The 23,490-nt window shown below is 33.6% G+C and carries 26 protein-coding genes; 8 read left to right on the forward strand and 18 right to left on the reverse strand.

The window, feature by feature from the left end; all coding sequences use genetic code 11:
* Positions 1-101 precede the first annotated feature (101 nt).
* Positions 102-887, reverse strand: a complete 786-nt coding sequence (locus tag NX902_RS13990) for a hypothetical protein (RefSeq protein ID WP_095333696.1) — start codon at positions 885-887, stop codon at positions 102-104.
* Positions 888-1,162: 275 nt separating this feature from the next.
* Positions 1,163-1,501: a DUF4870 domain-containing protein gene (locus NX902_RS13995; protein WP_047940478.1), complete on the reverse strand. Its 339-nt coding sequence runs from the start codon at positions 1,499-1,501 to the stop codon at positions 1,163-1,165.
* 404 nt (positions 1,502-1,905) lie between these two features.
* Between NX902_RS13995 and NX902_RS14000 the strand changes: the two genes are divergently transcribed.
* Positions 1,906-2,463, forward strand: a complete 558-nt coding sequence (locus NX902_RS14000; RefSeq protein WP_095333695.1) for a GNAT family N-acetyltransferase — start codon at positions 1,906-1,908, stop codon at positions 2,461-2,463.
* A gap of 147 nt (positions 2,464-2,610) precedes the next feature.
* Here NX902_RS14000 and NX902_RS14005 read toward each other — a convergent pair whose 3' ends face one another.
* From NX902_RS14005 to NX902_RS14015, 3 genes are all read right to left on the reverse strand, one after another.
* A complete protein-coding gene (locus NX902_RS14005) occupies positions 2,611-4,254 on the reverse strand; it encodes an FAD-dependent oxidoreductase (protein ID WP_341160790.1) in 1,644 nt (547 codons plus the stop codon).
* A gap of 82 nt (positions 4,255-4,336) precedes the next feature.
* Positions 4,337-5,635 (reverse strand): arsenic transporter, encoded by a 1,299-nt coding sequence (locus NX902_RS14010; protein WP_095333692.1) that lies wholly within the window; start codon positions 5,633-5,635, stop codon positions 4,337-4,339.
* A 16-nt stretch (positions 5,636-5,651) separates the two neighbouring features.
* The gene (locus NX902_RS14015) at positions 5,652-6,011 is read right to left on the reverse strand and encodes an ArsR/SmtB family transcription factor (protein WP_095333690.1); all 360 of its coding nucleotides are present in this window, start codon (positions 6,009-6,011) and stop codon (positions 5,652-5,654) included.
* Positions 6,012-6,327: 316 nt separating this feature from the next.
* On the opposite strand from NX902_RS14015, the gene NX902_RS14020 reads away from it, so the two are divergent.
* The 3 genes from NX902_RS14020 (at position 6,328) to NX902_RS14030 (ending at position 9,157) form a co-directional block, all read left to right on the forward strand.
* Complete coding sequence (locus NX902_RS14020) at positions 6,328-7,692, forward strand: MATE family efflux transporter (RefSeq protein WP_095333688.1); 1,365 nt, start codon at positions 6,328-6,330, stop codon at positions 7,690-7,692.
* A 527-nt stretch (positions 7,693-8,219) separates the two neighbouring features.
* Positions 8,220-8,702 carry a spore coat protein gene (locus tag NX902_RS14025; protein WP_095332069.1) on the forward strand — a complete coding sequence of 161 codons (483 nt, stop codon included), beginning with the start codon at positions 8,220-8,222 and terminating at the stop codon, positions 8,700-8,702.
* Between the two features lie 89 nt (positions 8,703-8,791).
* Positions 8,792-9,157 carry an Hsp20/alpha crystallin family protein gene (locus NX902_RS14030; protein WP_341160791.1) on the forward strand — a complete coding sequence of 122 codons (366 nt, stop codon included), beginning with the start codon at positions 8,792-8,794 and terminating at the stop codon, positions 9,155-9,157.
* 44 nt (positions 9,158-9,201) lie between these two features.
* Here the strand turns inward: NX902_RS14030 and NX902_RS14035 are convergent, their stop codons facing one another.
* Complete coding sequence (locus tag NX902_RS14035) at positions 9,202-9,705, reverse strand: GNAT family N-acetyltransferase (RefSeq protein ID WP_095332065.1); 504 nt, start codon at positions 9,703-9,705, stop codon at positions 9,202-9,204.
* A 251-nt stretch (positions 9,706-9,956) separates the two neighbouring features.
* Complete coding sequence (locus NX902_RS14040) at positions 9,957-10,781, reverse strand: CAP domain-containing protein (RefSeq protein ID WP_163186242.1); 825 nt, start codon at positions 10,779-10,781, stop codon at positions 9,957-9,959.
* A 456-nt stretch (positions 10,782-11,237) separates the two neighbouring features.
* Between NX902_RS14040 and NX902_RS14045 the strand changes: the two genes are divergently transcribed.
* Entirely contained in the window at positions 11,238-11,483 is a 246-nt protein-coding gene (locus NX902_RS14045) for a DNA alkylation repair protein (RefSeq protein ID WP_095332061.1), read from the forward strand.
* Between the two features lie 95 nt (positions 11,484-11,578).
* Here NX902_RS14045 and NX902_RS14050 read toward each other — a convergent pair whose 3' ends face one another.
* From NX902_RS14050 to deoD, 5 genes are all read right to left on the reverse strand, one after another.
* Positions 11,579-12,403 carry a hypothetical protein gene (locus NX902_RS14050; protein WP_204259860.1) on the reverse strand — a complete coding sequence of 275 codons (825 nt, stop codon included), beginning with the start codon at positions 12,401-12,403 and terminating at the stop codon, positions 11,579-11,581.
* Positions 12,404-12,500: 97 nt separating this feature from the next.
* Positions 12,501-13,406, reverse strand: coding sequence for a CobW family GTP-binding protein (locus NX902_RS14055; protein ID WP_095332059.1), 906 nt, complete (start codon positions 13,404-13,406; stop codon positions 12,501-12,503).
* Between the two features lie 141 nt (positions 13,407-13,547).
* Positions 13,548-15,044, reverse strand: coding sequence for a lmo1851 family serine protease (locus tag NX902_RS14060; RefSeq protein ID WP_371000559.1), 1,497 nt, complete (start codon positions 15,042-15,044; stop codon positions 13,548-13,550).
* Between the two features lie 132 nt (positions 15,045-15,176).
* Positions 15,177-16,037 (reverse strand): M15 family metallopeptidase, encoded by an 861-nt coding sequence (locus NX902_RS14065; RefSeq protein WP_235850308.1) that lies wholly within the window; start codon positions 16,035-16,037, stop codon positions 15,177-15,179.
* An 84-nt stretch (positions 16,038-16,121) separates the two neighbouring features.
* The gene (gene deoD, locus NX902_RS14070) at positions 16,122-16,823 is read right to left on the reverse strand and encodes a purine-nucleoside phosphorylase (RefSeq protein ID WP_047940464.1); all 702 of its coding nucleotides are present in this window, start codon (positions 16,821-16,823) and stop codon (positions 16,122-16,124) included.
* A 237-nt stretch (positions 16,824-17,060) separates the two neighbouring features.
* Between deoD and NX902_RS14075 the strand changes: the two genes are divergently transcribed.
* Positions 17,061-17,186: a hypothetical protein gene (locus tag NX902_RS14075; RefSeq protein WP_095259060.1), complete on the forward strand. Its 126-nt coding sequence runs from the start codon at positions 17,061-17,063 to the stop codon at positions 17,184-17,186.
* 79 nt (positions 17,187-17,265) lie between these two features.
* Here NX902_RS14075 and NX902_RS14080 read toward each other — a convergent pair whose 3' ends face one another.
* A complete protein-coding gene (locus tag NX902_RS14080) occupies positions 17,266-17,436 on the reverse strand; it encodes a YozD family protein (protein ID WP_095332057.1) in 171 nt (56 codons plus the stop codon).
* Between the two features lie 191 nt (positions 17,437-17,627).
* Between NX902_RS14080 and NX902_RS14085 the strand changes: the two genes are divergently transcribed.
* Complete coding sequence (locus tag NX902_RS14085; RefSeq protein WP_163186240.1) at positions 17,628-17,780, forward strand: hypothetical protein; 153 nt, start codon at positions 17,628-17,630, stop codon at positions 17,778-17,780.
* Here the strand turns inward: NX902_RS14085 and NX902_RS14090 are convergent.
* A complete protein-coding gene (locus NX902_RS14090; RefSeq protein ID WP_095332055.1) occupies positions 17,777-18,481 on the reverse strand; it encodes a hypothetical protein in 705 nt (234 codons plus the stop codon). The genes NX902_RS14085 and NX902_RS14090 overlap by 4 nt on opposite strands.
* A gap of 431 nt (positions 18,482-18,912) precedes the next feature.
* On the reverse strand, positions 18,913-19,152 hold the full coding sequence (locus tag NX902_RS14095; RefSeq protein ID WP_047940462.1) for a YozE family protein: 240 nt from the start codon (positions 19,150-19,152) through the stop codon (positions 18,913-18,915).
* Between the two features lie 243 nt (positions 19,153-19,395).
* On the opposite strand from NX902_RS14095, the gene NX902_RS14100 reads away from it, so the two are divergent.
* On the forward strand, positions 19,396-20,457 hold the full coding sequence (locus NX902_RS14100; RefSeq protein WP_204259859.1) for a GDSL-type esterase/lipase family protein: 1,062 nt from the start codon (positions 19,396-19,398) through the stop codon (positions 20,455-20,457).
* 564 nt (positions 20,458-21,021) lie between these two features.
* On the opposite strand, the gene msrB is transcribed toward NX902_RS14100, so the two are convergent.
* The 3 genes from msrB to rsgA all read right to left on the reverse strand — a co-directional run bounded on the left by msrB (position 21,022) and on the right by rsgA (position 23,207).
* A complete protein-coding gene (msrB, locus tag NX902_RS14105; RefSeq protein ID WP_047940460.1) occupies positions 21,022-21,447 on the reverse strand; it encodes a peptide-methionine (R)-S-oxide reductase MsrB in 426 nt (141 codons plus the stop codon).
* On the reverse strand, positions 21,447-21,980 hold the full coding sequence (gene msrA, locus NX902_RS14110) for a peptide-methionine (S)-S-oxide reductase MsrA (RefSeq protein WP_095332045.1): 534 nt from the start codon (positions 21,978-21,980) through the stop codon (positions 21,447-21,449). The genes msrB and msrA overlap by 1 nt, the downstream gene beginning before the upstream one ends.
* Before the next feature lie 174 nt (positions 21,981-22,154).
* A complete protein-coding gene (rsgA, locus tag NX902_RS14115) occupies positions 22,155-23,207 on the reverse strand; it encodes a ribosome small subunit-dependent GTPase A (RefSeq protein WP_341160792.1) in 1,053 nt (350 codons plus the stop codon).
* Positions 23,208-23,490 lie beyond the last annotated feature (283 nt).

The following is a 23,490-nucleotide window of genomic DNA, read 5'->3' on the forward strand; positions in this document are numbered from 1 at the left end:
CATTTTTTCCTACTTTCCTTTTAGTGGTTTATTATTATTTAGTCAGTTTTCATTAAATCAGCTTAGCAAAGGAAAACTTTCTATGCTCAACTCCACCCATATTAATGATTCGTATAGGCGAATAACTTTGTTAATATCGCATAGAGGTGAATAACCTCTTTATCAGACGCGTGGTGATCAATTGTCAACAGCGGCAGATTAGGATCTTGAAAACGTTTTGCCCATTCTTTCGGCATCCAGCCCTTTCTTAACTGAGCTAATTTATGACCATCTTCTTGCTCAAACTGGTACTCCATGTGACCAAAGGTTTTTTTCATTATGATTGTGTCTTCCCCATAAAGAAATTGGTTCACTAATCGTTTTTCGGTCTTTATTTCTAAAATTCTGCTGATTATTTTTTTATCCTTATTCTGTATATCTATTCTGTCTCTTTTTAAGGTAAAAACATATTGGAGATCCCCTTGCGTATTATAAAAGCCGTACGATTTTGTATAAAATCGATCGAATAAGAATGGTAGATACCAACGAATGACTGAGAATTTTTCATCTTTTATTTCCCCTATCTCTTGTCCTTCTCTATCAAAAACAATCATTCTTAAGGATGGGGCAGGTAAAAAAGATAAAACTACCGTATTGGATTTTAAAATGGATCTTGCCTGTCCTACGGAGAAAAAATTATCCATTTTCTCTAAACGCTGTTTATGTAAATAAAATTGACAAAAGCAAATTACACTGTACATTGCAAATGGGACTAAAAGGTAAAGAAAAGTAATACTTGAATGATTCAATAAAAATATGCCTATAAAAAGGAATAGAGGAATACAACTAATTAAACTAGCGTTCAAGGAAGATATGGCTGTATATTTATAGTATTTTTCAATATTCATCATGAAGACTCCTTTATATCCATTCTTGTAATGAAAGGTTAGCGCGGCTGTGCACTTATCTTTCTCATTCTTCTTATTCTATTAATTTCTATTGAAATCTATGATTAATTAGAAGAAAAATTTTAAAAGAGTCTAATCTATTAGTAAGTATTGATTGTGGAAATATAAAAACCGAAAAATGACAGCCTATTCGTTAAAAAGCGGGTCACCGAAATTGGTCGCTGATTTAAACGAATAGGCTGTCATTTTATAAACAGTTAATGATCTAACAATGATTATTTGATAAAACGAATCGTTAAAGGAATATGATAATCCTGGCCTTCATAAGCCTTAATGGCAGCGATAATTGTAAATACAAATGCCATGATTCCGATTATTGGTAAAATAATAAATCCTATTAAAAGAAACACAAGAATCCATGCTATAAAGGAATAAATGGCATAAGAAATTAAAAAGTTAAAATATTCTTTACCATGATAATCCACAAAAGGCGAATCCTTTTTCACGAGCCAGATAACTAATGGCCCGATAAAAGTAGTAAAAAAACTAGACACATAAATCAACATCGCAAAAACTCTATCATCATTTGATGATCTGTCTTTATTTAAATCCATGAAAGAAACCTCCAACTAAAATAATAATTGCTATGTTATTATATACGATTATTTCATATAAATGTTTCATTTTGAAATAATTTATGTCCAATTAATTGGCGGAAGTTTTCATCCCTCTTTGTTATAGTGAAATAATTTACCTTTCTTTACATCATTTCATTAAAATTTTACAATTTGTTTGTATTTTCCTATTTTCAATTTCACCGAAATTTTGTATGATATAGAAAAGTAATTTGTTATCATGAGATAATAATTAAAGATGGGAAGGCAAATGGTGCGCCACCGCTTTGGTTCTAGTGGGTTCGATTCCCACCCCGAAATTTTTTTTCAAATGGATTAAAAATTTCGAGGGTGGGCTTTTTCTTTTTCATGAATAAGTTCTGCCCTCAACTGGAGGGATTATTGTGTTAAAAAAAAGAGATCTTGAGGAATGTCAAGCGTTATATCCTTTAATGACGCACCCTGATGTCTTCCCTTTCGTGCGTCAAAAAGCTTATTCATATGAAGAATACCTTTTTCTTACCAAGCAGACAATAGAAGCGGAAGAAAGAGGAGAACTTATCTCTAGAACGATATTAGATGAATGGCAAAATCCGATTGGTACCATTAATCTATATGATATAAACGAAAATATCGGTTTCCTCGGTACTTGGTTGGGAAAACCTTATCATGGCATGGGATACAATCAAATAGCAAAAGAATTATTCTTTGCTGAAGCATTTTTTGAGCTGAATATTGAAAGTATATTAATGCGAATTAGAAGTAATAATATCCGCTCACTAAAAGCGGCTGAAAAGCTTCCCTATGCGGTGTCAGCAAATGAAACAAGAAGTAATCTGTTACAAATTTTAAATACTTCTGGAATCCCTTATCAACTATTCGAAATTCCTAAAGATTTATTTACTCTATACACTTTACGTCAAAATACGGAAGAGACGACAAATGATTGTAGAGAGGCGTAATTTAGCTCCGATACTAAAATAAGATCAGTCGATAGAAAAATAACTATCACTGATCTTATTTTTATTCTTCTATAATAATCTAACGAAAATTGGATGGAGAAATCCTCCATGTATTCATTCTCGCCTATGAATGAATATCATAGTAAATTATCGCTTCTTTTTATAACTTTGATAATTCTTGTTTCCACCAGAAAGATTATAGATATTCATAAATCCTAAATTACGTAGTACGTTTTGGGCAGCATTTCCGGTTACACCACTATTACAATAGGTAACAGTGAGTAAATTTGGATCTAGTTCCTTGCATTTCTCTCGCAAATCACCCAAAGGGATATTAATAGCTGTATCCACACATGAAGCATTAAATTGTTTTGCAGAGCGTGTATCAATAACTTGAATAGCCTCTCTCTTTTCTATCTTTTCACTTAAATCTTTTGGCGTGATTAATTGATTTTTCTTCTCAATAGCATTCTGTAAAGCCATTCCAGTATACATAACAGGGTCTTTTGCCGTACTAAAAGGCGGGGCATATGCAAGATCAAGATGAAATAAATCTTCCGCTTTTGCTTTAAATGTAATGGCTGTAACAAAAACATCTATTCTTTTATCGACTCCTTCTTCCCCTACTATTTGTACACCTAAAATTCTACCTGTTTTGCGATCTGCAATTGCCTTAATGACTAATTGTTTACCACCCAAATACTCAGCTCTTGCAGGCTTGATATTATGGAGAACTTCTATATCATAGCCTTCCTCCAATGCTTCCGTTTCGTTCATACCAGTTTGTCCAACAGCTAAGTCAAAAACACGAAGAATAGCAGTTCCTAAAATGCCTCTATGTTCTAAAGCCCCCCCTGTTATAACATCACCGGCTATTCTTCCCATTTTATTTGCTGTGCTTCCTAATGGCCGATATAATGATTTACCGGTAATGAGAGAATAGCTCTCTGCAACATCCCCTACCGCATATACATTAGGTAAGTTAGTTTGCATCCTATTATTTACGGCAATAGCACCAGAATGTCCTATATTTACACCGATTGACTCTGCTAAGTGAACATTAGGCCTAACCCCTGTTGCTAAAATAACCAAATCTGTTTCTATAACATTTCCTGATTTTGTTCTTATTTCGTTAGTAGTTATTTCACTAACTTCCTCATTCAAAAGAAGGTTAATCCCTTTTTTTACTAGATGTTCTTCTACATATGTAACAATATCTTGATCCATATGTGATAATATGTGATTACTGCGTTGCACTAATGTAACCTCTAACCCTCTGTTTGTTAGCTGTTCAGCCATCTCTAAACCAATATACCCTGCACCTATAATTGCAGCTCTTCTTGGCTCCTTCTTTTTTATAAACCTGTCAATAGCACTTGTATCTTGAATGGTTCGAATGTGGAAAACATGGTCTTTTTCTACCCCCTCAATTGGTAGCGTTAAAGGTGATGCTCCTGTTGCAAATACTAATACATCATAAATATCCTCTATCACTTCATCTGTATCCAAGTTTTTCACTTGGATCTTTCTACGATTTACATCGATAGCGATAACCTCATGCCTGACAAAAATATCTACATTATATCTTTTCTTAAACCAAGCTGGATTTCTCGGTGTTAAACTTTCTATTTCATCAACTTCTCCGCCTAAGAAATAAGGAATCCCACAACCGGAGTAAGAAATGTCATAATCGGCATTATAAAGTGTGATTTCTGCCTGCTCGTCATTTCTCCGTGCTTTTGCCGCTACTGATGTACCTGCCGCTACTGATCCTATGATAACAATTTTCATGATCACCCTCCTAAAAATAATAGTGTATTTTATGATTTATCTTTGCCAGTACTGTTCCCATAAACGATTTTTCTTATGTCTATTAAGAAATGATCGATAGCCATAAGTATAAACCAATTAATGTAATCAAAAGGGTTGGAATGGTTAAAATAATTCCCGTCTTAAAGTAAGTTCCCCATGAAATCTTGACCCCTTTTTGCGACAATACATGAAGCCATAATAAAGTTGCTAATGAACCTATAGGCGTGATTTTTGGTCCTAAATCAGAGCCGATAATATTAGCATAAATTAAGCCTTCTTTTATTACTCCTGTTGCATTTGTATCCGCTATAGCTAAAGCATCAATCAAAACAGTAGGCATATTATTCATAATAGAAGAAATAACAGCTGCAATAAATCCCATACCGATTGTCGCAATCAACAAGCCTTGGTCGGCAGCTACTTGAATAAGACTTGATAACAAGCCTGTTAACCCTACATTACGTAGTCCGTAAATGACTACATACATTCCGATCGAAAAGAAAACAATTGACCATGGAGCTCCCTTTATTACATTTCTGATAGATACTGCTTTGCTTCGTCTTGCAAAAATAAGAAATACAAGAGCAATGCCGCCAACAACAGCGGATACCGGAATCGCCAGAACTTCACTGCCTAAATATCCAATTAGAAGAAAGGCTAAGATTATCCAGGAAATCCGGAACATTTGTCGATCCTTAATAGCTTCTGCTGGCAACCTTAGATGGTTTAAATCATATATTTTAGGAATTCTCTTATGGAAGTAGAGATATAGAACAAGCATACTTGCCAATAAAGAAAATAGATTTGGTATAATCATTCTAGAAACATATTCAACAAATCCAATTCCAAAAAAATCAGCAGAAACAATATTTACTAAATTACTGACGACTAGGGGTAAGGACGTGGTATCCGCAATAAAACCACTTGCCATAATAAATGGAAGAACCATTCTTTCTTCTAACTTTAATGCTCGAACCATCGACAGCACAATCGGTGTTAAAATAAGCGCTGCACCATCGTTTGCGAATAATGCTGCCACAAGAGCACCTAAAAGGGAAACATAGAAAAACATTTTTAGCCCGCTTCCATTGGCCATTCGAGCCATATGTAGTGCTGCCCATTCAAAAAAACCTATTTCGTCTAAAATAAGGGAGATGATGATAATGGCGATGAATGCAAGTGTTGCATTCCAAACAATTCCAGTCACATCTGCAACATCATGAAAATCTACTACCCCGACTAATAAAGCTAATATCGCTCCCCCGCAAGCAGACCAACCAATAGAAAGGTTTTTGGGCTGCCAAATCACAAAAGTTAATGTTAATAAAAAAATAATAATTGCTAAAAATGTGTGTAGCAAATCAAGACTACCTCCATTAGTTACATAATATTTTAATGCCTTTTTCTTTTAACCTTGTCATTTTTCCATGCTGACTTGGTATATGCTGTAAAAGTTCATTTATCAATCCATCATATTGACTTGCTTTATTTAATGAATAGAAGACCCATTGACCTTTCTTCTGTTCTTTAACAATCCCTAAGTCCCTCATTTTACGTAGATGCTGGCTGATAGCTGGCTGCGACATATTATATATTTCTACCAATTCGCATACACAGCATGCTTGTTCAGACAACAAACTAACAATTGATAACCTTGTCTTATCTCCAAGCAGTTTTAACACATCTGCTGTCTCTTTTAAAGATAATACATTTAAAGATTGGTCTTTGTTACTCATTTTATCCACCCTCATTTATGTATTATAAATAAGCATATGCTTATTTATTTATGAATCAGGTAACAAAAAACATATAGGTACTTAAAAGTATTTGCTATCCCATTATCTACACCAATTGAATAGAAAAAAGCGGTGCTACCCTTTCATATTTTTAACTTTCATGATAAGGGGAATACTAATACTTTGCAAGTAAAAAATGAATGCGATTCCTCTTCCTATTTGCGAACAATTTAGAAGTTTTCGTTTTTTTCTCTCCTTCAATCTCCTTATCTATGATATAATACGAAACGTTATTGTTAAGAAAGAGGACAAGCAGATGAAACAAACATATTCTATAAAACAAAAGCTTTCTCAAATGATTATTATTTTATTTCCTGTATTGGTTACGCAGGTTGGTATTTTTGCATTAAGTTTTTTTGATACGACGATGTCTGGACATTATAGTCCTGTTGATTTAGCCGGAGTAGCAGTCGGCAGCTCCTTGTGGACGCCAATATATACAGGACTTAGTGGTATATTGCTGGCTTTACCTCCAATTGTCTCCCAATTAATGGGGAAAAATGAGCAAAAAGGCGTATCTTTTTCTGTTATCCAAGCAGCATACTTATCTTTTACTATGGCTATCGCCTTATTAATTATTGGTTATTTCTGTTTAGATTCAATTCTTGCAAATCTCGGCTTAGAACAGGATGTCTATAGAGTCGCATATCATTACTTAATCGCATTGAGTACCGGAATTATACCTATTTTTCTATACTTTGTACTGCGTTCTTTTATTGATTCTCTTGGCCAGACGCAAATTTCCATGTTTATAACGTTAATTGCAATACCGATTAATATTCTCTTAAATTATGCACTGATCAATGGTATTTGGATTTTTCCTGAATTAGGTGGAGTGGGCACTGGGTATGCAACAAGTATTACTTATTGGGTTATGCTCTTTATTGCGGTTTATATCGTTCATAAAAAACACCCTTTTGTAGCTTTTCAGTTATTTAGCCACTTTCCGACTATATCATGGAGTAAATGGAAAGAGATATTGACAATTGGCGTCCCGATTGGTTTTTCTGTATTCTTTGAAACAAGTATTTTTAGTGCAGTAACGATTTTAATGAGCAATTATGATACAAATACAATTGCTGCCCACCAATCAGCAATTAATTTTGCATCTCTTTTGTATATGGTTCCCCTCAGTATTTCTACCGCATTAACCATTCTAGTTGGTTATGAAGTAGGAGCTAGACGTATGAAAGATGCCAAAACATATAGCTGGTTAGGTGTTGGGCTTGCTATAAGCATCGCATTTATAAGTGGAATGATTCTTTTGACGTTTCGAACTAACATTGCTGGTATTTATACAAATGACTGGGAGGTTCTCCAATTAACAGCCCACTTTCTTATTTACGCGATATTCTTTCAACTATCTGATGCAATTCAAGCACCAATCCAAGGAGCTTTGCGAGGGTATAAAGATGTAAATGTTACCCTTCTCATGAGTTTTCTATCATATTGGGTGATAGGTCTACCTAGCGGATATATTCTTGCTGCCTACACTAACTTAGGACCCTTCGGCTATTGGATTGGTCTCATTATCGGCCTTGCAACCGGTGCAATTTTCTTAACAAGCCGACTATTTAAAATTCAAAAACACAAATTTAGTGATAAACAATACGGAAATTAACACCGGGGCTGAGACAAAACTAAAAAGAATATGCTTAAAGCTGAATAATCATTTGTTGAATTAGACGAATGATAAATAAAATCTATTTTTGTTTCTCGCCCCATTTTATAAGATTAGTGAAATGGAGTGGAAGACACTCGACTCCTGCGGGAAATAGAGGAAAGGCTGAGACCCCGCAGCGCAGTGAGGAGGCTCAGGTTCCTCCCCGCGGAAAGCGAGTGACTGAAGCGCAATGGAACGAACTTGTTTTTTAGCTATAAGAAAGATAAATCAGCGAAAAGAAAAACCCGAACTATTACGATGTTTTATTGTATTATAGTTTGGCTTTTTCTTTATGTAAAATTCTTTTGTCCCAACCCTCTTTCTGGAAGATCAAGCTTTTCCTTTTGATTTGAAACTGTTCCCCCATCTTGTCATTCATCTAGAAAGTATTTCCTTCAATTTACTAGGCAAATACACACTTTTGTCATGTGTGAATACAATAAAAAATAAGCATATATTTGTAAGTAAGAAAGGATGAATTTCCAATGTTCCCGTGGAATTTATTCCCTTTTAATAAAGACGCCAAAAGTAGAATGGACCAAATGAATCCGCAAGATATCCAAAAGTATGTGCAAGAAATGATGGATAAACTCATGCCTGAATCTCTGCAAAAAATGGAACCAGAGAAAATGTTCCAAAGCTTTTCAAAAGAAGCAAATTTTCGTAAAGATAACATTAACCATGCCGAAAAATTTAATTATATTGTTTTTGAGACGCATCATCATGTCTATGTCCGAATTCCTATCCTCGATAGCAGTTGGTTAGAGCATATTAAAATTTTCTATACTTCCAATCAACTAATTATACAACATATTCCCTTATTTGAAGATAAGCATACAATTACCCTTCCAGCAATTGTTCGTAAAAAAGGATCTGTCGCACTTTATAAGGATGATATTTTGGAAATAAGAATTCTAAAGAATATTGATATTCACTATTCAGAGATTGATGTTACAGAAATGAATTAATAGAAAGAGGAGAATTTATGAGTTTTGATAACTTAAAAAAAATCTATCAATTTTCAGAGAATAGTCATAAGAAAGACTACTAGAAAGATATGTTTGAACCAAATGAAAAAGAGTGGTTCTCCCATCCAGCTGCATCCATAAAAAATAGTGATGCTTTTCCTGCTTGCGATTTTTATCTATTTCATTCTCGATATTATATTGACATAGAATTACCAGGGATAGATATGAATCAGCTTTCGATTCATTTAAATAACAATCAACTGCGTATAGAAGGTCATTATCAAACCATCATTCCTGATTGTGCCTATCTATCAAAAGAACGGCAGAATAAACATTTCATTAAGAATATAAAAATACCCGCATATGTAAAGGAAAAAGAGATCAACAAGAAATATGAGAATGGAATATTGCAGCTTTCCTTTCCCTGTAAAGAAATGAGAAAGGAGGGAATGTAGACTTCCCTCCTTTCCTTTATCCTCTTTAAAATGACTGGTTATAATTATAGAAATAATTTATCATAGCAATAAAACGGTTTGTCTTTCCCTTCAAAAAATGTCGAACCAACCTTATTATATCCATTCTTCACAAATAAGTTTTGGGCCTTATCATTTAATGAATATGTATCTGTTTTTAAGTAAAAAATATCTTGTTCAATCGCATACACTTCAGCAAATGCTAATAAATTACTTGCAATGCCGCCTCCACGGATATCAGAATCAACGACTAATCGGTGTATAACCATGTATTCCTTATTATCATAGCTCCAATTAATTTTCTCATAACTTTTACCGCCAATTTGATCTATTGTAATGGATCCAACGACTTTATCATCCATAATAGCTACAAAAAGATTATTGTTTTCGATATCAGCCAGGAAGCTGGCTTCGTTTGGATATTTATGAGACCATTGATCATTACCTTCCTCTTGCATAATAACTAAAGCCTTTTTTACTATCTCCATAATTGATGCTAAATCATCTATATGTCCTTGTCTAATTTCCACAAATAATTTCTCCTATACAATAAATTTATCACCTGATGCCCTATTCTTTAGTTTGCTTTATATAAAAGTAGATATTCAGGAAAAATCATTATATAAATTTCTACTCAAAAATACCACTATTTTGTTTAAAAATAGCTCTCCTTTCTTGAATTTCCATTTTTCAGATAAAAAGATGTTTGAAATACAAAAAAATACAGCCTCGTCATCAATTAAAACGAAGCTGTATTTATAAACTTGCAGAAAAGATATGCTTATTTACCAATAAATTGTTGAGTCCAGTAATTACCATTTTCTACATAACCAACACCAATATGGGTAAATTTATTGCTTAAAATATTCGCACGATGCCCTTCACTATTCATCCATGCATTTACTACTTCTTCTGGGGTTCTTTGACCTTTGGCAATATTTTCTCCTGCTGCTTTATACGTTACACCAAATTGTTTCATCATATCAAATGGGCTTCCGTATGTTGGGCTTGTATGATCAAAATAATTATTTGCACTCATATCTTGTGACTTTGCTTTTGCAACTTTACTTAATTCATTATCTAAAGTAAGTGCTGGCAAGCCATTCTTCGCTCTTTCTTTATTCGTTAAATCTACTACTTGCTTTTCAAATGCGCTGACGGAAGAACTTGCATTAGCTGAATTATTTTTTGTAGATTCAGAAGTAGTATTTTGTTGTGTTGTTGTATTAGGTTTTGAATTTGATTGCTGTTGTACATTATTAGTTTCTTTTGGTTTTGCTGTTTCTTTCTGTGTTTCTTTTGGTTTCACTGTTTCTTTTTGTACTTCTTTTTGCGTATCCTTTTGTTTAGTAATAGGATAATATGCTTGTTGTTTATCCATTGATCCTATTAATTCATTCAAAACTTTATCTATATCTATATGATAATTAGAAGCTATATTATGAAAAATTTTATTTAGCTGTTCTTCTGAAAGATTGTGTGCTTGATAGATTGTTTTGGCTTCCTGTGGTTGAACAGTTGAAGCTTCCGCTTTATTTGCGAGTGGAGTAGCCATCAATAACGTTGAAGCTGCTGCCACTGAAAAAATTAAATTCTTCTTTTTCATTGTTTATTTCCTCCTTGGTTGTCCAAATCGAAATAGTCATAGATTTTGTTGTTTCGACTTACAACAACATCTTACCATACGTTTTTTTGTCATATTTCTGGATATTAAAACCAATAGAAGGAAATAGGAAGCATTTCTCATGGGTAAAAAAGGAATATATAATAGGTTAATAGCTATATCAACTAATTTTTTCTCTTTATTTCTTGAAAGAGGATATGGATAAAAAAACCTTTTTTTCTATTTTTTTAAAGTATAACTATATTTTAGAGTAAATTACATACTTGACAGACTTTTTGGGACTGCCTTTAAATAACATTAAAGACAAACAGTTTACAAAAATTTAGTGTTTGTTACAAACACTCATAATTCATTCTCATTTCTTCTATATGCATAAAAAACGGTAAATTTGGAAACCTAATATGGATTAATATACCTTATAAAGAATGGAGTAATGATATGAACAAACCGTATTGCTGCCCCAATTGCAAAACAAATCGCAGTCGCTTTAATATTATTCAGCAAGTTCCTCAATCCGTTAAGGTCGATCCGCAAACTGGTCAGGTTTTAGAGGAATATTCATCTGAGAATTTATCCCCTTTCCATATGGGATATTCTGGTCCAGATTATCGAGTTCAATGCGCTGCTTGTGGTTTGGTTGAAGATGAAAAAACCTTTATTAAATTTGGAGAAATGAAAGGATAAGAAATAAATTTACTCAGTTTATTATTTAAACAATAGTAAAAAACCCCAGCACTACAAGATTTAAAAGTGCTGGGATTTTCTTTTATAGGAACTATTCAAATGGATGAATCTTCAACCTTCACCTTCCATCCTTCTAATGGTGAAGTCCGAACTAATACTAGGTCTTTTTTCATATTTCTTGTTCTGGCATTTTTCATATATACATTACACTCAATGGCAAGAGTAACTTGTAGTGCTTGCTCATAAACCTTTGGCTTAACTTCATTTAAACGATTTATCTTAATATTCTCTATCAAAGCAAGTTCTGAAGACCAATCTTGCTTCGTTGTAATGTATGATAAAATGGTTGCATCCTTTTCTTTTATCCCTGCGATAAAGGCTTTGACTGCATCGTTTGGATTCATTTGTTCTAAGTACTGTCTTAATTGACCTGCTGCTTTATAGACCATTAATTTATGAGAAAAATCCATCTTCTCTGTTTTATGTGTTGTGCTTCCTAAAAAATGCACACAAAAATGTCCAGGAAAGTTGTTTGCTAAGGCACCTGCTCCATGGGGCATGCCATGCATAGATGCTGCGAACCATTGATCATTTACCATAATGAGAATCGCTCTTCTTCTCCAACTCCATTTCCCTTCATAAATTTCTTTCATTATCTTTGTATCTTTTACAGTTAATGGCTGTACATCTGCATGTTGGCTGCCTGCTCTCCGTTGTACCTTAAACTGATTACCTGTTTCAATATCTAAAATCGTAAACTTGCTATATTTTGGAATCATCTCATTAATCACGTTCCATGATAATAATTGAATATCAAAACTAATCGGAGAATAAATATTTTCTTCGGCTCCCTTCACTAAAGGTACAGGAATTATAAGAATATAACAAAGAAAAAGTAACAGGAAATTTTTTTTGTTCACAATAAACCACCTTCAATAGGATTTTTACTATTGAAAGTTTGCCCTATTTTCTTCTCTATACTCTAATTTATCTTCATTTGTTAAAATGTCATACCATTTATAATTGATCCAACGCTGCCTCTATCTTCTTCCAATCAACATTTTCTCCAATGAATACCATATTCAATGGCATTTTCATGTCTTCTCTCATAAATAAAGGCATGCCGTATGAATACTGAAATAAGTCTGGATGTTTTGCTTGGTGAAATTGAACATATCCCTTTATGCGATAAATCGTATCAGGCAACGCTCTTAAGAAATCTTCAAATTGGTCTGCTCCAATGCTCTTTTGAAATGTATACACAAATGTACTTAAATGCAAGCTATGGATGGAGGTTTTTTCGATATCCTTATAGACATGACTTGCCATTTGGAGTAATTTTTCAAAAGGAAATTTAGAAAAATTAGTCAGCACACTAAAAGCATGTGGATTAATCGATTGAAGCTCAAAACTAATTTTGGCTTTTTCAGCTTCAGTTAACTGATCTTCTTTATTAATAATTAATATACTTGCGTGCCTTGCTTGCTCAAGAATAAGTTGTTGAATTGGTGCATTTAACGCTGATCGCTCAAGCCACTGTCTTCCATCTATAACTGTTATGATTCCTTTAAACCGTAGACGATTGGCAAAAAGAGGAGAAAGAATCCCATCTATCGTTTCAACAGGATGTGCAGCCCCTGTTGTTTCAAAATAAATAACATCTGGTTTTTCTTCCACTAATAAAGTTTGTATTTGCGCTTCCACTTCATCTTGGATTGTGCAGCATACACACCCACCAAGTAACTCTTTTAATGGAATATCACCATCTATTTCGTTGGAGTCTATGGAAATCCTGCCTAATTCATTCATTAAGACAGCCACTTTTCTACCAAGCTCTTGTTCCTTTTTTAATATTTCTTTTAATAATGTTGTTTTTCCACTGCCTAAAAATCCAGAAAGGACGTATATATCTGTTTGTTTCATCTTATATCTTCCTTTATTTATATTAATTTTTGCGAAAAGGATCATGCATACTTTCACTACTTGTCATACAATGGCTTACTTTTAAAAGCAACCTAAGAAAAAGAGGATGACAATTGTCTGTCACCCTTTTTCATGAAAGTCTTATTTTTTCATTTCATCTTTTAATACTTCTATTGCTTTTTTCATTTGTGTATCTGATTTTTGAAGTTTTTCCCGGAGTTTATTCATTAATTCTGTTGTTGTTTTTCCAGTAATAATTCCATCTTCTTTTAATTTTTCTTTCTTTTGAAATTCTTTTACAGTCTTTTCCGTACTATCATCAAAATAGCCATTTGTATTGTCTACATCATATCCTAATGCTTTCAACATTTCTTGCGCCGTTTTAACTTCTTCTGAATTACTGCCTTTTTTCAATTTGCTTTCTGGATTAATCATTGTTAGGCTTGCATAACTTGGAAGTTCTACTTTATAGGTTGGCTCAATCCCTTTTTCATGAATCCAGCTACCGTTTGGTGTTAACCACTTATCGACCGTAAATTTAATATTACTTCCATCTGTGAAACTTTTTGCTTGTTGAACAGTTCCTTTTCCAAACGACTTAACGCCAACAAGCGGAACATTGGCAGATTGATTAACAGCACCAGCTAATATTTCTGAGGCACTTGCACTTCCACCATCAATTAGCACAACAAGTGGAATGTCCATATTGCTGCTATTTTGCGAAGTAACTTTTTCTACGGTTCCATCTTTATGTTCGATTTGATAAATAATTTCCCCATCTGGAACAAATAGACCAGCAATTTTCTTGACTTCTTCTAGTAACCCACCTGGATTATGACGTAAATCAAGAACTATGCCTTTCATACCATCTTCTTGATATTTATTTAAGATATCAACTAATTCCGTTGCTGTATGCTCCGAGAAGCTAGTTATTTGGATTTTGGCAATTTTGTCTTTACCCATTTCTCCATAAACAGTCTCAATCGGGATCGTATCTCTTGTAATCGTCATTTTTAACGGTTCACTTGCACCAGAACGTTCTATTTCTAATTCAACATTTGTTCCCTTTTCACCGCGAATTAAAAGAACAGCTTCTGAAGAACTCATTCCTTGTAATGACTTACCGTCTACTGTCAGAATTTTATCATTCGGTTTTATGCCTGCCTTTTCAGCTGGTGATCCTTTTATTGGCGATACTACTACAATGCTATCATTTAACTGCTGAATTTCTGCTCCAATGCCTTCAAAGGAGGAGGAAATACTTTGTTGAAAGTTTCCAGCCTCTTCTTCATTCATATAATCAGAATAAGGGTCATCAAGTGCTGTAAACATACCGTCAATAGCACCATTCACTAAATCCACTGAATTTAAATCTTTGTAATAGTTATCCATTAATGTATCATACGCTGTATAAAGTTTATTGAATTCTTCCCTCTGATTATTCACCTTAACTGCAGGTTCATCACCAAAAGAAAAGGCAATTGTTGTAATCCCAGCAGCGGCAATAACTACTACAAATAAAAGCATGACAAAATAAAACTTCTTAATTTTTATATACCCTTGCTCACTTTCTTGCTCTATTTCTTTTTCTGTATTATTGTTACCATTATCCAAATGCTTCACCACTTTCGTTTCCAAGAGAGTTTTACACTATGTATGGAAATAGAATACCATGTTTATTTTTACTTAATCAAATGTAAGGAAACTTATTCTATTAATAGGGAATAGAAAAGGAATGATTAAAGAGATATTCCTTTTCTGCACCCTAGCTTATATTTTTCGTACAACCTTAAAATATTCTTCTAAAGTCCAGTCATTTTCATAAATATCTTTTGCAGATTTTTTACCTACATATCGGAAATGCCACGGTTCAAATTTATATTGCGTGATTTTCTCCTTCCCTTTTGGATAACGAAGAATAAATCCATATAAATGAGCATTTTCCTTTAACCATTTTCCCTCTTTTGTTTCACCGAATCCCTCTGTTAATAAGAAGTCGGCACTCTCACTTGATATATCCATAGCAAGCCCTGTTTGATGCTCGCTATTTCCAGGGTATGCAACGGCTTGTACTGCTTTCTCTTCTCCTACCCGGCTAACCTCTGCATCATAAACCTCGGTTTGACGATTATAAGAACGATATCCAGAAACTGCATAAAGTGTAATGCCACTTTTCTTCGCACCGTTAAACATGTCCTCCAATGCCTTTGCCGCTTCTTTTCTCATATAACTTTTTTCAATATCTTGATTACCGAATGAAAATTCAACTTTAGGTCTCACTAAATCCTCTGGAGCATATCCATCTGGTAAGCCAAATTCTTTATTGACGAGCGAAACAATATTTGTCGGGTTTTGAATGACCTTTCTACCATCTACTTCTTTTATGTCATTAAAAAAAACAGACTCTAGTGTCCAAGGTTTTTTTTCTTCTTCTGATACTTTCTCTGGAGCTTGTTGTTCCTCATCCTTGACCTGATCTTCTTTGTTAACTGGTTGTTCCACTTCTTGCTCCTTTTCATTTTTATCCCAAAAAGAAACTTTATCTTGTATTGATTTTAAATCTACTTTTTCACACCCCGTTAACATTGCAATCGCTAATGCTAAAGAAGAGATGGCTACTGATTTCTTCATTTATGTCACCTTACATATCATTAAATTTTCTAACTACTGGATTTTATAAAGGTATGCAAAAAGCATACCTTTTTCTATTATTAATTATTTTATTGCTGCTTCTAATGCCACTTCAATCATTTCATTAAATGTGGTTTGTCTTTCATGTGCTGTTGTTTCTTCACCAGTTAAAATATGATCACTTACCGTTAAAACAGAAAGTGCTTTACGATTAAATTTAGCAGCTATCGTGTAAAGTGCAGCTGTCTCCATTTCTATTGCTAAGATTTGATATTTCGCCCATTTTTCCAGCTCGGAATTGTCGTTATAAAACATATCTGCGGTAAAGACATTTCCTACCTTTAAAGATAGTCCTTTGTCCAATCCACTATCATACGCTTTCTTAAGCAAATCAAAGTCTGCAGTTGGCGCGTAATCTACTCCCCCAAATGTTAAGCGATTCATTTGAGAATCGGTTGAAGCACTCATTGCAAGAATGACGTCTCTTACTTTTACATCTTTTTGGATAGCGCCACATGTACCAACACGAATTAAGTTTTGGACATTGTAGCTGCTAATTAATTCATTAATATAGATAGAAATAGATGGAACACCCATCCCTGTACCTTGTACACTAATTCTTTTTCCTTTATATGTCCCTGTATAGCCAAACATATTACGAACTTCATTATAGCATACTGCATCTTCTAAGAAATTTTCAGCAATATATTTTGCTCTTAAAGGATCCCCTGGAAGTAAGACTGTTTCTGCAATTTCCTGTTCTTTTGCACCAATATGTACACTCATTTTTATTTCCTCCAATTGACACTCATTTCATTGTTTCTATCCAAATATTACATGCTTATGAAAACTTCACTATTTGTACTATATCATATTCTAATATGCTGTAAAACATATTTAATTTTAGCATAACAATTTTTCATAAGGTTATACTAAAATTAGTTTTCCTACACTAAGTGAGGCAAAACTATTTTCATCCTATTTTATAGGAAAATAAAGTATTCTTTCAGGAGGGGGATTATAATGGGCAAAAAACATCGAAATAGGATTAATTCTCCAAAGAAAAATAATCATATACCAAAAGAGGCTATTATTGCTGAACAGGAAGCGCATGGAAAAGAATACTCTGCAACCGGTCGCAAACGATAATATGACATTTCAAGCTTTCAGAGTATTATAAAATTATGTATAAAAAAATGGTGAGATTTCCTCACCATTTTTATTATCTTTATTCATCAATTTCTTCGTCAATAATGCATTTGTCTAATAAATATTCGAATGTAATGTCAGCCAATTCTTCAATTTCACCTTCACTAGGAACGAATCCCCTTTTTAATAGCTCACGAAAGAAAAACTCTGCTATTTCCTCAGTATCAATAATTACGTCGATTTCTTTCATGCTTATCGCCCCCTTTTTTAAAGAATATATGTGACATTAAGAAAAAAATGCTTTCACAATAAAATTATCTGACAAAACAGTCTTTTTTTCAAGAAATATTATCTTTAGTCTATAGAAAATTAATTGGAAAAGTAGACATGTTCAGCAGCAGGTCCACATATAGTTTAAATAAAAAAGGGAGGCATCGAAAAATGAATAAAATCCAATACCTATTCGAAGAAATAAAAATAGATTTAAATGAAGAAAACAGTGAAATCCTCACTATCTTTCATTCCCTTTTACAAAAGCTTTTTGCCCTTCTAGTCATTAGCAGCATACCGATGTTTATCTATCTATTATTCTAGATTTTCGTTTCATTGTCTTTATCAGATCTACTGCTGACCAACTTGAGTTTTCGAAGAGTTAACTTCATAACCTGTTCATATTCGATATCTTTGAATAAAGAATATAAAATACTGTAATCATTATAGATATCTAGCAATCCGTCAATGAGCTCTTTCTTCTCCTTACTTCTTTCTAATAATTCTTTTTCTGTCTGCTGGAAAGAGCTATTTGACTTTTTTAACTCAATGGATTTTTGTTTTTTATCCAATATATAGAGTAGTCCTAATTTTTGTATAAATGAATCCGCGCTATCTGCATCTGCTACCAAGGTTAATTCATCTTCCCCTGCTTCTAGCCATTCTCCATCACTTACTCTAGAAAGCTCATAAATTACATCTTCCCATGCATCGTTTTTATATCTCCAAATTTCTGTTCGAAAACCCATTATTTTAAAAAGATTGGATCCATATCCTTTCACTTTTACTAAATCACCAATAAAGAAACGATACTCAATATCAATTTTCTCTGAATCCATAATTTCACCATCATACTCAGAAAGCATTTGCAAACTGGATTCCAAATATAAACCTTCACTTTTATTTACTTCATATACATGCATATGATCCAAATATTTTACGTCCGTGATTTTTCCTACTGTTCCGTATATCGTGATCACAACAGTATCACCAATTTTGAATTTAGGTTTTTTTCGATTCGCCATAATAACAAATCCTCTCTAAACAAGATTGTGTGGCATTGCCTATTTATGCGGTTTTCCCCCACACTCTTGAGTAGAATATTTGATCTATGAAGATGGGGGATATTAAAGGAATATAATCCTATCTTCAGTTACCATGTAATTTCCATCCTTTTTCGTCTATACTTTCACTTATTTGGTACTACTATCATATGCAATAAATCACTATTCGCGCATAAAAATTCTTTGTCTTCTGAATTGTGTTATTTATCCAACATTTCTTAAACGGTTTATTCATTATATGTATATATGTTAATAGGAAGAATACTTTCCAATGTTTAAGTACGGGCTGCAGCTCTTCCTTTTTTCTTAATATTTTAAGGAATAATTAACCTTTTAGGTTGGCCACAATATGAGAATAAAAAAACATCCAAACAAATTATCGTTGGATGTTATCAATAGCTATAATTCTTCTTTTCTTCTTGAAATAAATATTTCTCCCATGCCTCATCAAATATACGCATGCTTGGAAGATAATGACCATTTAATTCTAGATAATCGCTTATTTCATCATAATCAAAACTATTTTTGGGGAAATCATGATCAAGATAAGCTTCATTCGCAAATTCGCTAATTTGATCATTTGGTTCGGGATGTCTAAACTTCATAAGAAAATGATAAAAGGATTTAGTCATGATCTCACCTTCCTTGATCGATAGATATAACGTATACTATACATAATTGAAAATAATGGTGCAAGTGATTTAGCTGAATTTAAACTCATTCTATAGCAATTAGCAGGAGCGCCTAAATTACTAATCTTTCTAAATACAATAAAATTACTGGTTACCTTGTACTTCTGGAGGGTAATTTAATGAACAGAGTTGATATTCGTTAATTAATAAGGAGGGTAATAAAAAAGCAAAATGAAAAAGGGTTTGAAATATTTTATTTACTCTCTCATTTTTATTGTCATAATCAGCATGACATATGTATTGGTTCATTCTGAACAACCGAAAAGAAATGTCTACGATAAAATTATTGATGGAAAACAAGTGAACTATTTAATTGTTGGCGATAGTATTGGCAGGAGTTCAGGCGCAAGCAACAACCATCGAAAATGGTTTCACCTTGTGGAAAGGAGCTTAACAAAAAAATATGGAGGCTCATTTAAGAAACAGTTAGTAGTTCAAAGCGGAGCCACTGCATTTGAGGGATTATATAAATTGAAAAATAGTTTATCTAATAATATTGATTTAGTATTTATTGTATTTGGAGAAAATGATCGAAAATATATGGATGATAAGCAATTTTATTTTTTTTATCAATCTTTATTAGAAGAGGTTGTGTACCGTTATCCGGATGCAGAATTAATAACAATCACAGAAAGCAGTCTGGATAATGAGGATTTTGTGAACGTTATAAAAAAATTATCTAAAAATTTTTATGCAACAAATATTGATATGAGACTTCCTTTTCGAGAATCTAGATTATCGCCTGAGCGATTAACAAATGATCTTGTACATCCAAATGACTATGGGTATTATCTATATGCTCAAGAAATCGTTGATACGCTGCAAAAAGCAATTCACGACAAAAAAACAGTACTAACTTCTACTATACCTGTTAATGAGGTATCTAGTTTGGAGATGAAAACCAGTTATCCTATTGAATCAATCGATCCTTCTTTTCGAAAGAAAGATGGTTATTATACATCCAGTAAGATTGGCGCTAATATTGAATATCATTTTACTGGTCCTTTTTTAGGGGTAAACGTAATCAGAAGCGAAAAAGGCGGAATGATGGATGTTTTTATAGACAATAACTATGTAACTACTATTTCCACATGGTGGCCATTTAAAAAAGAAAGATCACTTTATGTCACGAGCGGCCTAAAAGATACGGACCATAAAGTTACTTTTCAAATTTCTGCACATAAATCAAGATATAATATAACCGATCAACATTTAATCCAAGTATCTTCTATTATCACTAATTAGCAAAAAATTACTTCCTTGAAGAAAAGGGGATGCCTTGATAGGTATCCCCTTTTCTTTTATTGAGGGTGAGACATAAGTATTTCAACCCGATATAACCCCGAACAATTATGCGTACATATTAGAAAATATTCGTATAATTGTTTGGGGGTTTTTATTTATTTTAAGAAAAAAGGTTTGTGGTAATCACCCGCAGACTGAATACACTTCGCTTTCCATGGGGCGAGCGCCAAGCCTCCTCGTTCCTGCGGGGTCTTGGACTTTCTCGCAGCTCCCATAGGAGTCTACGTGTATTCAGTCTGCTCTGTTTTTTCCTACTAATTTTAGTTTGCTTAAAAACTAAATAAGCTTTAAAAAAGGAGTGAAATGGAACGAAGGATACTCGACTCCTGCGGGAAGCAGAGCAAAGCCTAAGACCCAACAGGCTTTAGCCGAGGAGACTTAGGTTGCTCCCCGGCGCATCGTGTGTCTGTAGTGTGATGGAACGAATTGGTTTCACCATTGAATTAGAGATTGTTCGTCTTTATCCAATATATATTTTGTTTTGTCCCATCCCCTTTTCTTTTATTATCTAAATAAACTTAAATATTTACCATATCCTTTTTCTTCCAATTCCTCTTTTGGAATAAATTTCATTGCTGCTGAATTCATGCAGTAGCGTAAGCCTGTAGGTTGCGGACCATCATTAAATACATGGCCTAGATGAGAATCAGCTTCTTTACTTCTCACTTCGGTACGTATCATTCCATGACTTGTGTCTTTCTTTTCTGTTAATTCTTCTTCATCAATTGGTTTTGTAAAACTTGGCCACCCACAGCCAGCATCATATTTATCAAGTGAACTGAATAATGGTTTTCCTGAAACAATATCTACATAAATCCCATCACCGAATTCATCCCAATATTCATTACGGAATGGTGGTTCGGTTCCATTGTTTTGAGTAACTTCATATTGTATGGGCGTTAATTTTTCTTTTAGTTTGTCTTTTTCCATTACTGATCGCTCCAATTCTCGTCAATATATGCTGCACGTCCTGAACCAATATGATAACGATTATAATGTTCAGGATTCTTTCTGTAATAATCCTGATGATAATCCTCAGCAGGATAAAAAGTTGATGCTGGAAGAATTTTAGTCACAATCGGTTTACTAAATCTCCCACTTGCTTCTAATTGTTGTTTAGATTTTTCAGCTGCTTGCTTTTGATCCTCACTATGGTAAAAGATTGCTGTTTGATAGGATTGCCCGCGATCATAGAATTGACCGCCTGCATCAGTTGGATCAATTTGCTGCCAATAAATACTAAGCAATTTTTCATACGAAAAAACATGTGGATCATATGTAATTTGGACTGCTTCATAATGTCCCGTCGTTTCTGAACAAACTTCTTTGTAGGTTGGATTCTCTTTATGTCCCCCTGTATACCCAGAAACTACTTTGATAATACCTGGCTCCTGATCAAAAGGCTTAACCATACACCAGAAACATCCTCCTGCAAATGTTGCTACTTTTACATTTTCATCCACTTATATACCCCCCTGAATAACTTTCTCTCACTTATATTCCCACATCATCATGATTTCACACTATTAGCTTAATGTTTATAAGAGAAATATGCAAAAATTAAGTCTCTAAAAGGAACGTAAATCCCCTGATTCATAAGACCAAGGGATTTACAATAAAAAGTAATCAAGTAATAATTACTTTATCTTAAATTGGTTATTCCTTTTTTTCCATATTTTCTTTTGATCTGATTGCGCTTTTTTATCTTGTCGTCTTTCAAGAAAAGCTAGTTCCCTTAACAGCTTTTTGTAGCTGCGTAATCGTTCTTCTTCGATTTTCCCATTTTCAATAGCAAGCTTTACTGCGCAGCCTATTTCCTTTTCATGCTGGCAATCTCGAAATTTACAATACGCTGCAAACGCTTCTATTTCAGAAAAACTATTAGCAATACCTTCCTCACTATTCCATAATTGCAATTCCCTCATTCCAGGAGTATCAATTAATACTGCCCTATTCGGCAACAAGACCATCTCTCGGTTTGTTGTCGTATGCCGACCCTTTGCATCTGTCTCTCTAATTCCTTGGACTTCCTGTTTTTTGAATCCACATAGATAATTTGTCAAAGTAGATTTCCCGACACCGGATGAACCTAATAAAGCGACTGTCTTTCCAGGAGAAAGGAATGTTTTCAACGTTTCTAATCCAATATTATTCACAATACTCACTGCTATAATAGGAACGCCAAAAGCTACTGATTCTACTAAAGTAACTTTTTCATTAATATCATCTGCTAAATCTGCTTTCGTTAAAACAACGACCGGACTTGCTCCACTTTCCCATGTTAAAGTTAAATAGCGCTCTATTCTTCTTATATTTAAATCTTCATTCAATGAATTAACTAAGAAAATAGTATCAACATTGGCTGCTACTATTTGTTCTTCGGTACTATTACCTGCTATTTTTCTAGAAAATTTGCTTACTCGAGGCAATATGTTTGTAATGGTTCCTTTTTCTTCAGGAATTCTCGGCGAAACAATTACCCAATCGCCTACTGCAGGTAATTCTTCTCTTGATTTTGCTACGTATGCTAATTTTCCGGAAACTTCACATAACAGCTCACCATATTCGGTCCATACTCGATACATTCTTTTGTGTTCTAAAGAAATTCTGCCGATTATTTGATTTTCCTTTGCAACCATCTCAAATGCTTCTTTAATATTTTCGTTCAAACCAATATGGGTTAATTCCATGTATTGACCTCCAAATATTTGTAAAATAAAAAAACATGGTGCATACAGCCCATGTTTTCCCTACAAACATTTAGAAGTCCCTACATAAGAATGTATCATCTATCTATTCATGACAAATCTCATCTATTGAGGTAACCGTTTGGGCTGTATGCTATATGAATAATTGATTTAAAAAATGTAATTTTGCTCATAAAACATCAGCCCCTTTCATTTATTAATTTTATTATATAAATATTCAAATAAATTGTAAAGCCTATTTTATTAGGCACTCTCCCTAATCTTT

Source organism: Niallia sp. FSL W8-0954 (assembly GCF_038005605.1).
Taxonomy (GTDB): domain Bacteria; phylum Bacillota; class Bacilli; order Bacillales; family Cytobacillaceae; genus Niallia; species Niallia circulans_A.

Excerpts from the sequence above, each read along its gene's own strand:
- NX902_RS14095 (WP_047940462.1), bottom strand. The coding sequence starts at position 19,152 with ATGACTAAATCCTTTTATCATTTTCTTATGAAGTTTAGACATCCCGAA.
- NX902_RS14065 (WP_235850308.1), bottom strand. The coding sequence starts at position 16,037 with ATGAAGAAATCAGTAGCCATCTCTTCTTTAGCATTAGCGATTGCAATG.
- NX902_RS13990 (WP_095333696.1), bottom strand. The coding sequence starts at position 887 with ATGAATATTGAAAAATACTATAAATATACAGCCATATCTTCCTTGAAC.
- NX902_RS13995 (WP_047940478.1), bottom strand. The coding sequence starts at position 1,501 with ATGGATTTAAATAAAGACAGATCATCAAATGATGATAGAGTTTTTGCG.
- NX902_RS14025 (WP_095332069.1), top strand. The coding sequence starts at position 8,220 with ATGTTCCCGTGGAATTTATTCCCTTTTAATAAAGACGCCAAAAGTAGA.
- NX902_RS14045 (WP_095332061.1), top strand. The coding sequence starts at position 11,238 with ATGAACAAACCGTATTGCTGCCCCAATTGCAAAACAAATCGCAGTCGC.
- rsgA (WP_341160792.1), bottom strand. The coding sequence starts at position 23,207 with ATGGAATTAACCCATATTGGTTTGAACGAAAATATTAAAGAAGCATTT.
- NX902_RS14030 (WP_341160791.1), top strand. The coding sequence starts at position 8,792 with ATGTTTGAACCAAATGAAAAAGAGTGGTTCTCCCATCCAGCTGCATCC.
- NX902_RS14075 (WP_095259060.1), top strand. The coding sequence starts at position 17,061 with ATGGGCAAAAAACATCGAAATAGGATTAATTCTCCAAAGAAAAATAAT.
- NX902_RS14040 (WP_163186242.1), bottom strand. The coding sequence starts at position 10,781 with ATGAAAAAGAAGAATTTAATTTTTTCAGTGGCAGCAGCTTCAACGTTA.
- deoD (WP_047940464.1), bottom strand. The coding sequence starts at position 16,823 with ATGAGTGTACATATTGGTGCAAAAGAACAGGAAATTGCAGAAACAGTC.
- NX902_RS14090 (WP_095332055.1), bottom strand. The coding sequence starts at position 18,481 with ATGGCGAATCGAAAAAAACCTAAATTCAAAATTGGTGATACTGTTGTG.
- NX902_RS14020 (WP_095333688.1), top strand. The coding sequence starts at position 6,328 with ATGAAACAAACATATTCTATAAAACAAAAGCTTTCTCAAATGATTATT.
- NX902_RS14015 (WP_095333690.1), bottom strand. The coding sequence starts at position 6,011 with ATGAGTAACAAAGACCAATCTTTAAATGTATTATCTTTAAAAGAGACA.
- NX902_RS14085 (WP_163186240.1), top strand. The coding sequence starts at position 17,628 with ATGAATAAAATCCAATACCTATTCGAAGAAATAAAAATAGATTTAAAT.
- msrB (WP_047940460.1), bottom strand. The coding sequence starts at position 21,447 with ATGGAAAAAGACAAACTAAAAGAAAAATTAACGCCCATACAATATGAA.
- NX902_RS14080 (WP_095332057.1), bottom strand. The coding sequence starts at position 17,436 with ATGAAAGAAATCGACGTAATTATTGATACTGAGGAAATAGCAGAGTTT.
- NX902_RS14005 (WP_341160790.1), bottom strand. The coding sequence starts at position 4,254 with ATGAAAATTGTTATCATAGGATCAGTAGCGGCAGGTACATCAGTAGCG.
- NX902_RS14055 (WP_095332059.1), bottom strand. The coding sequence starts at position 13,406 with ATGAAACAAACAGATATATACGTCCTTTCTGGATTTTTAGGCAGTGGA.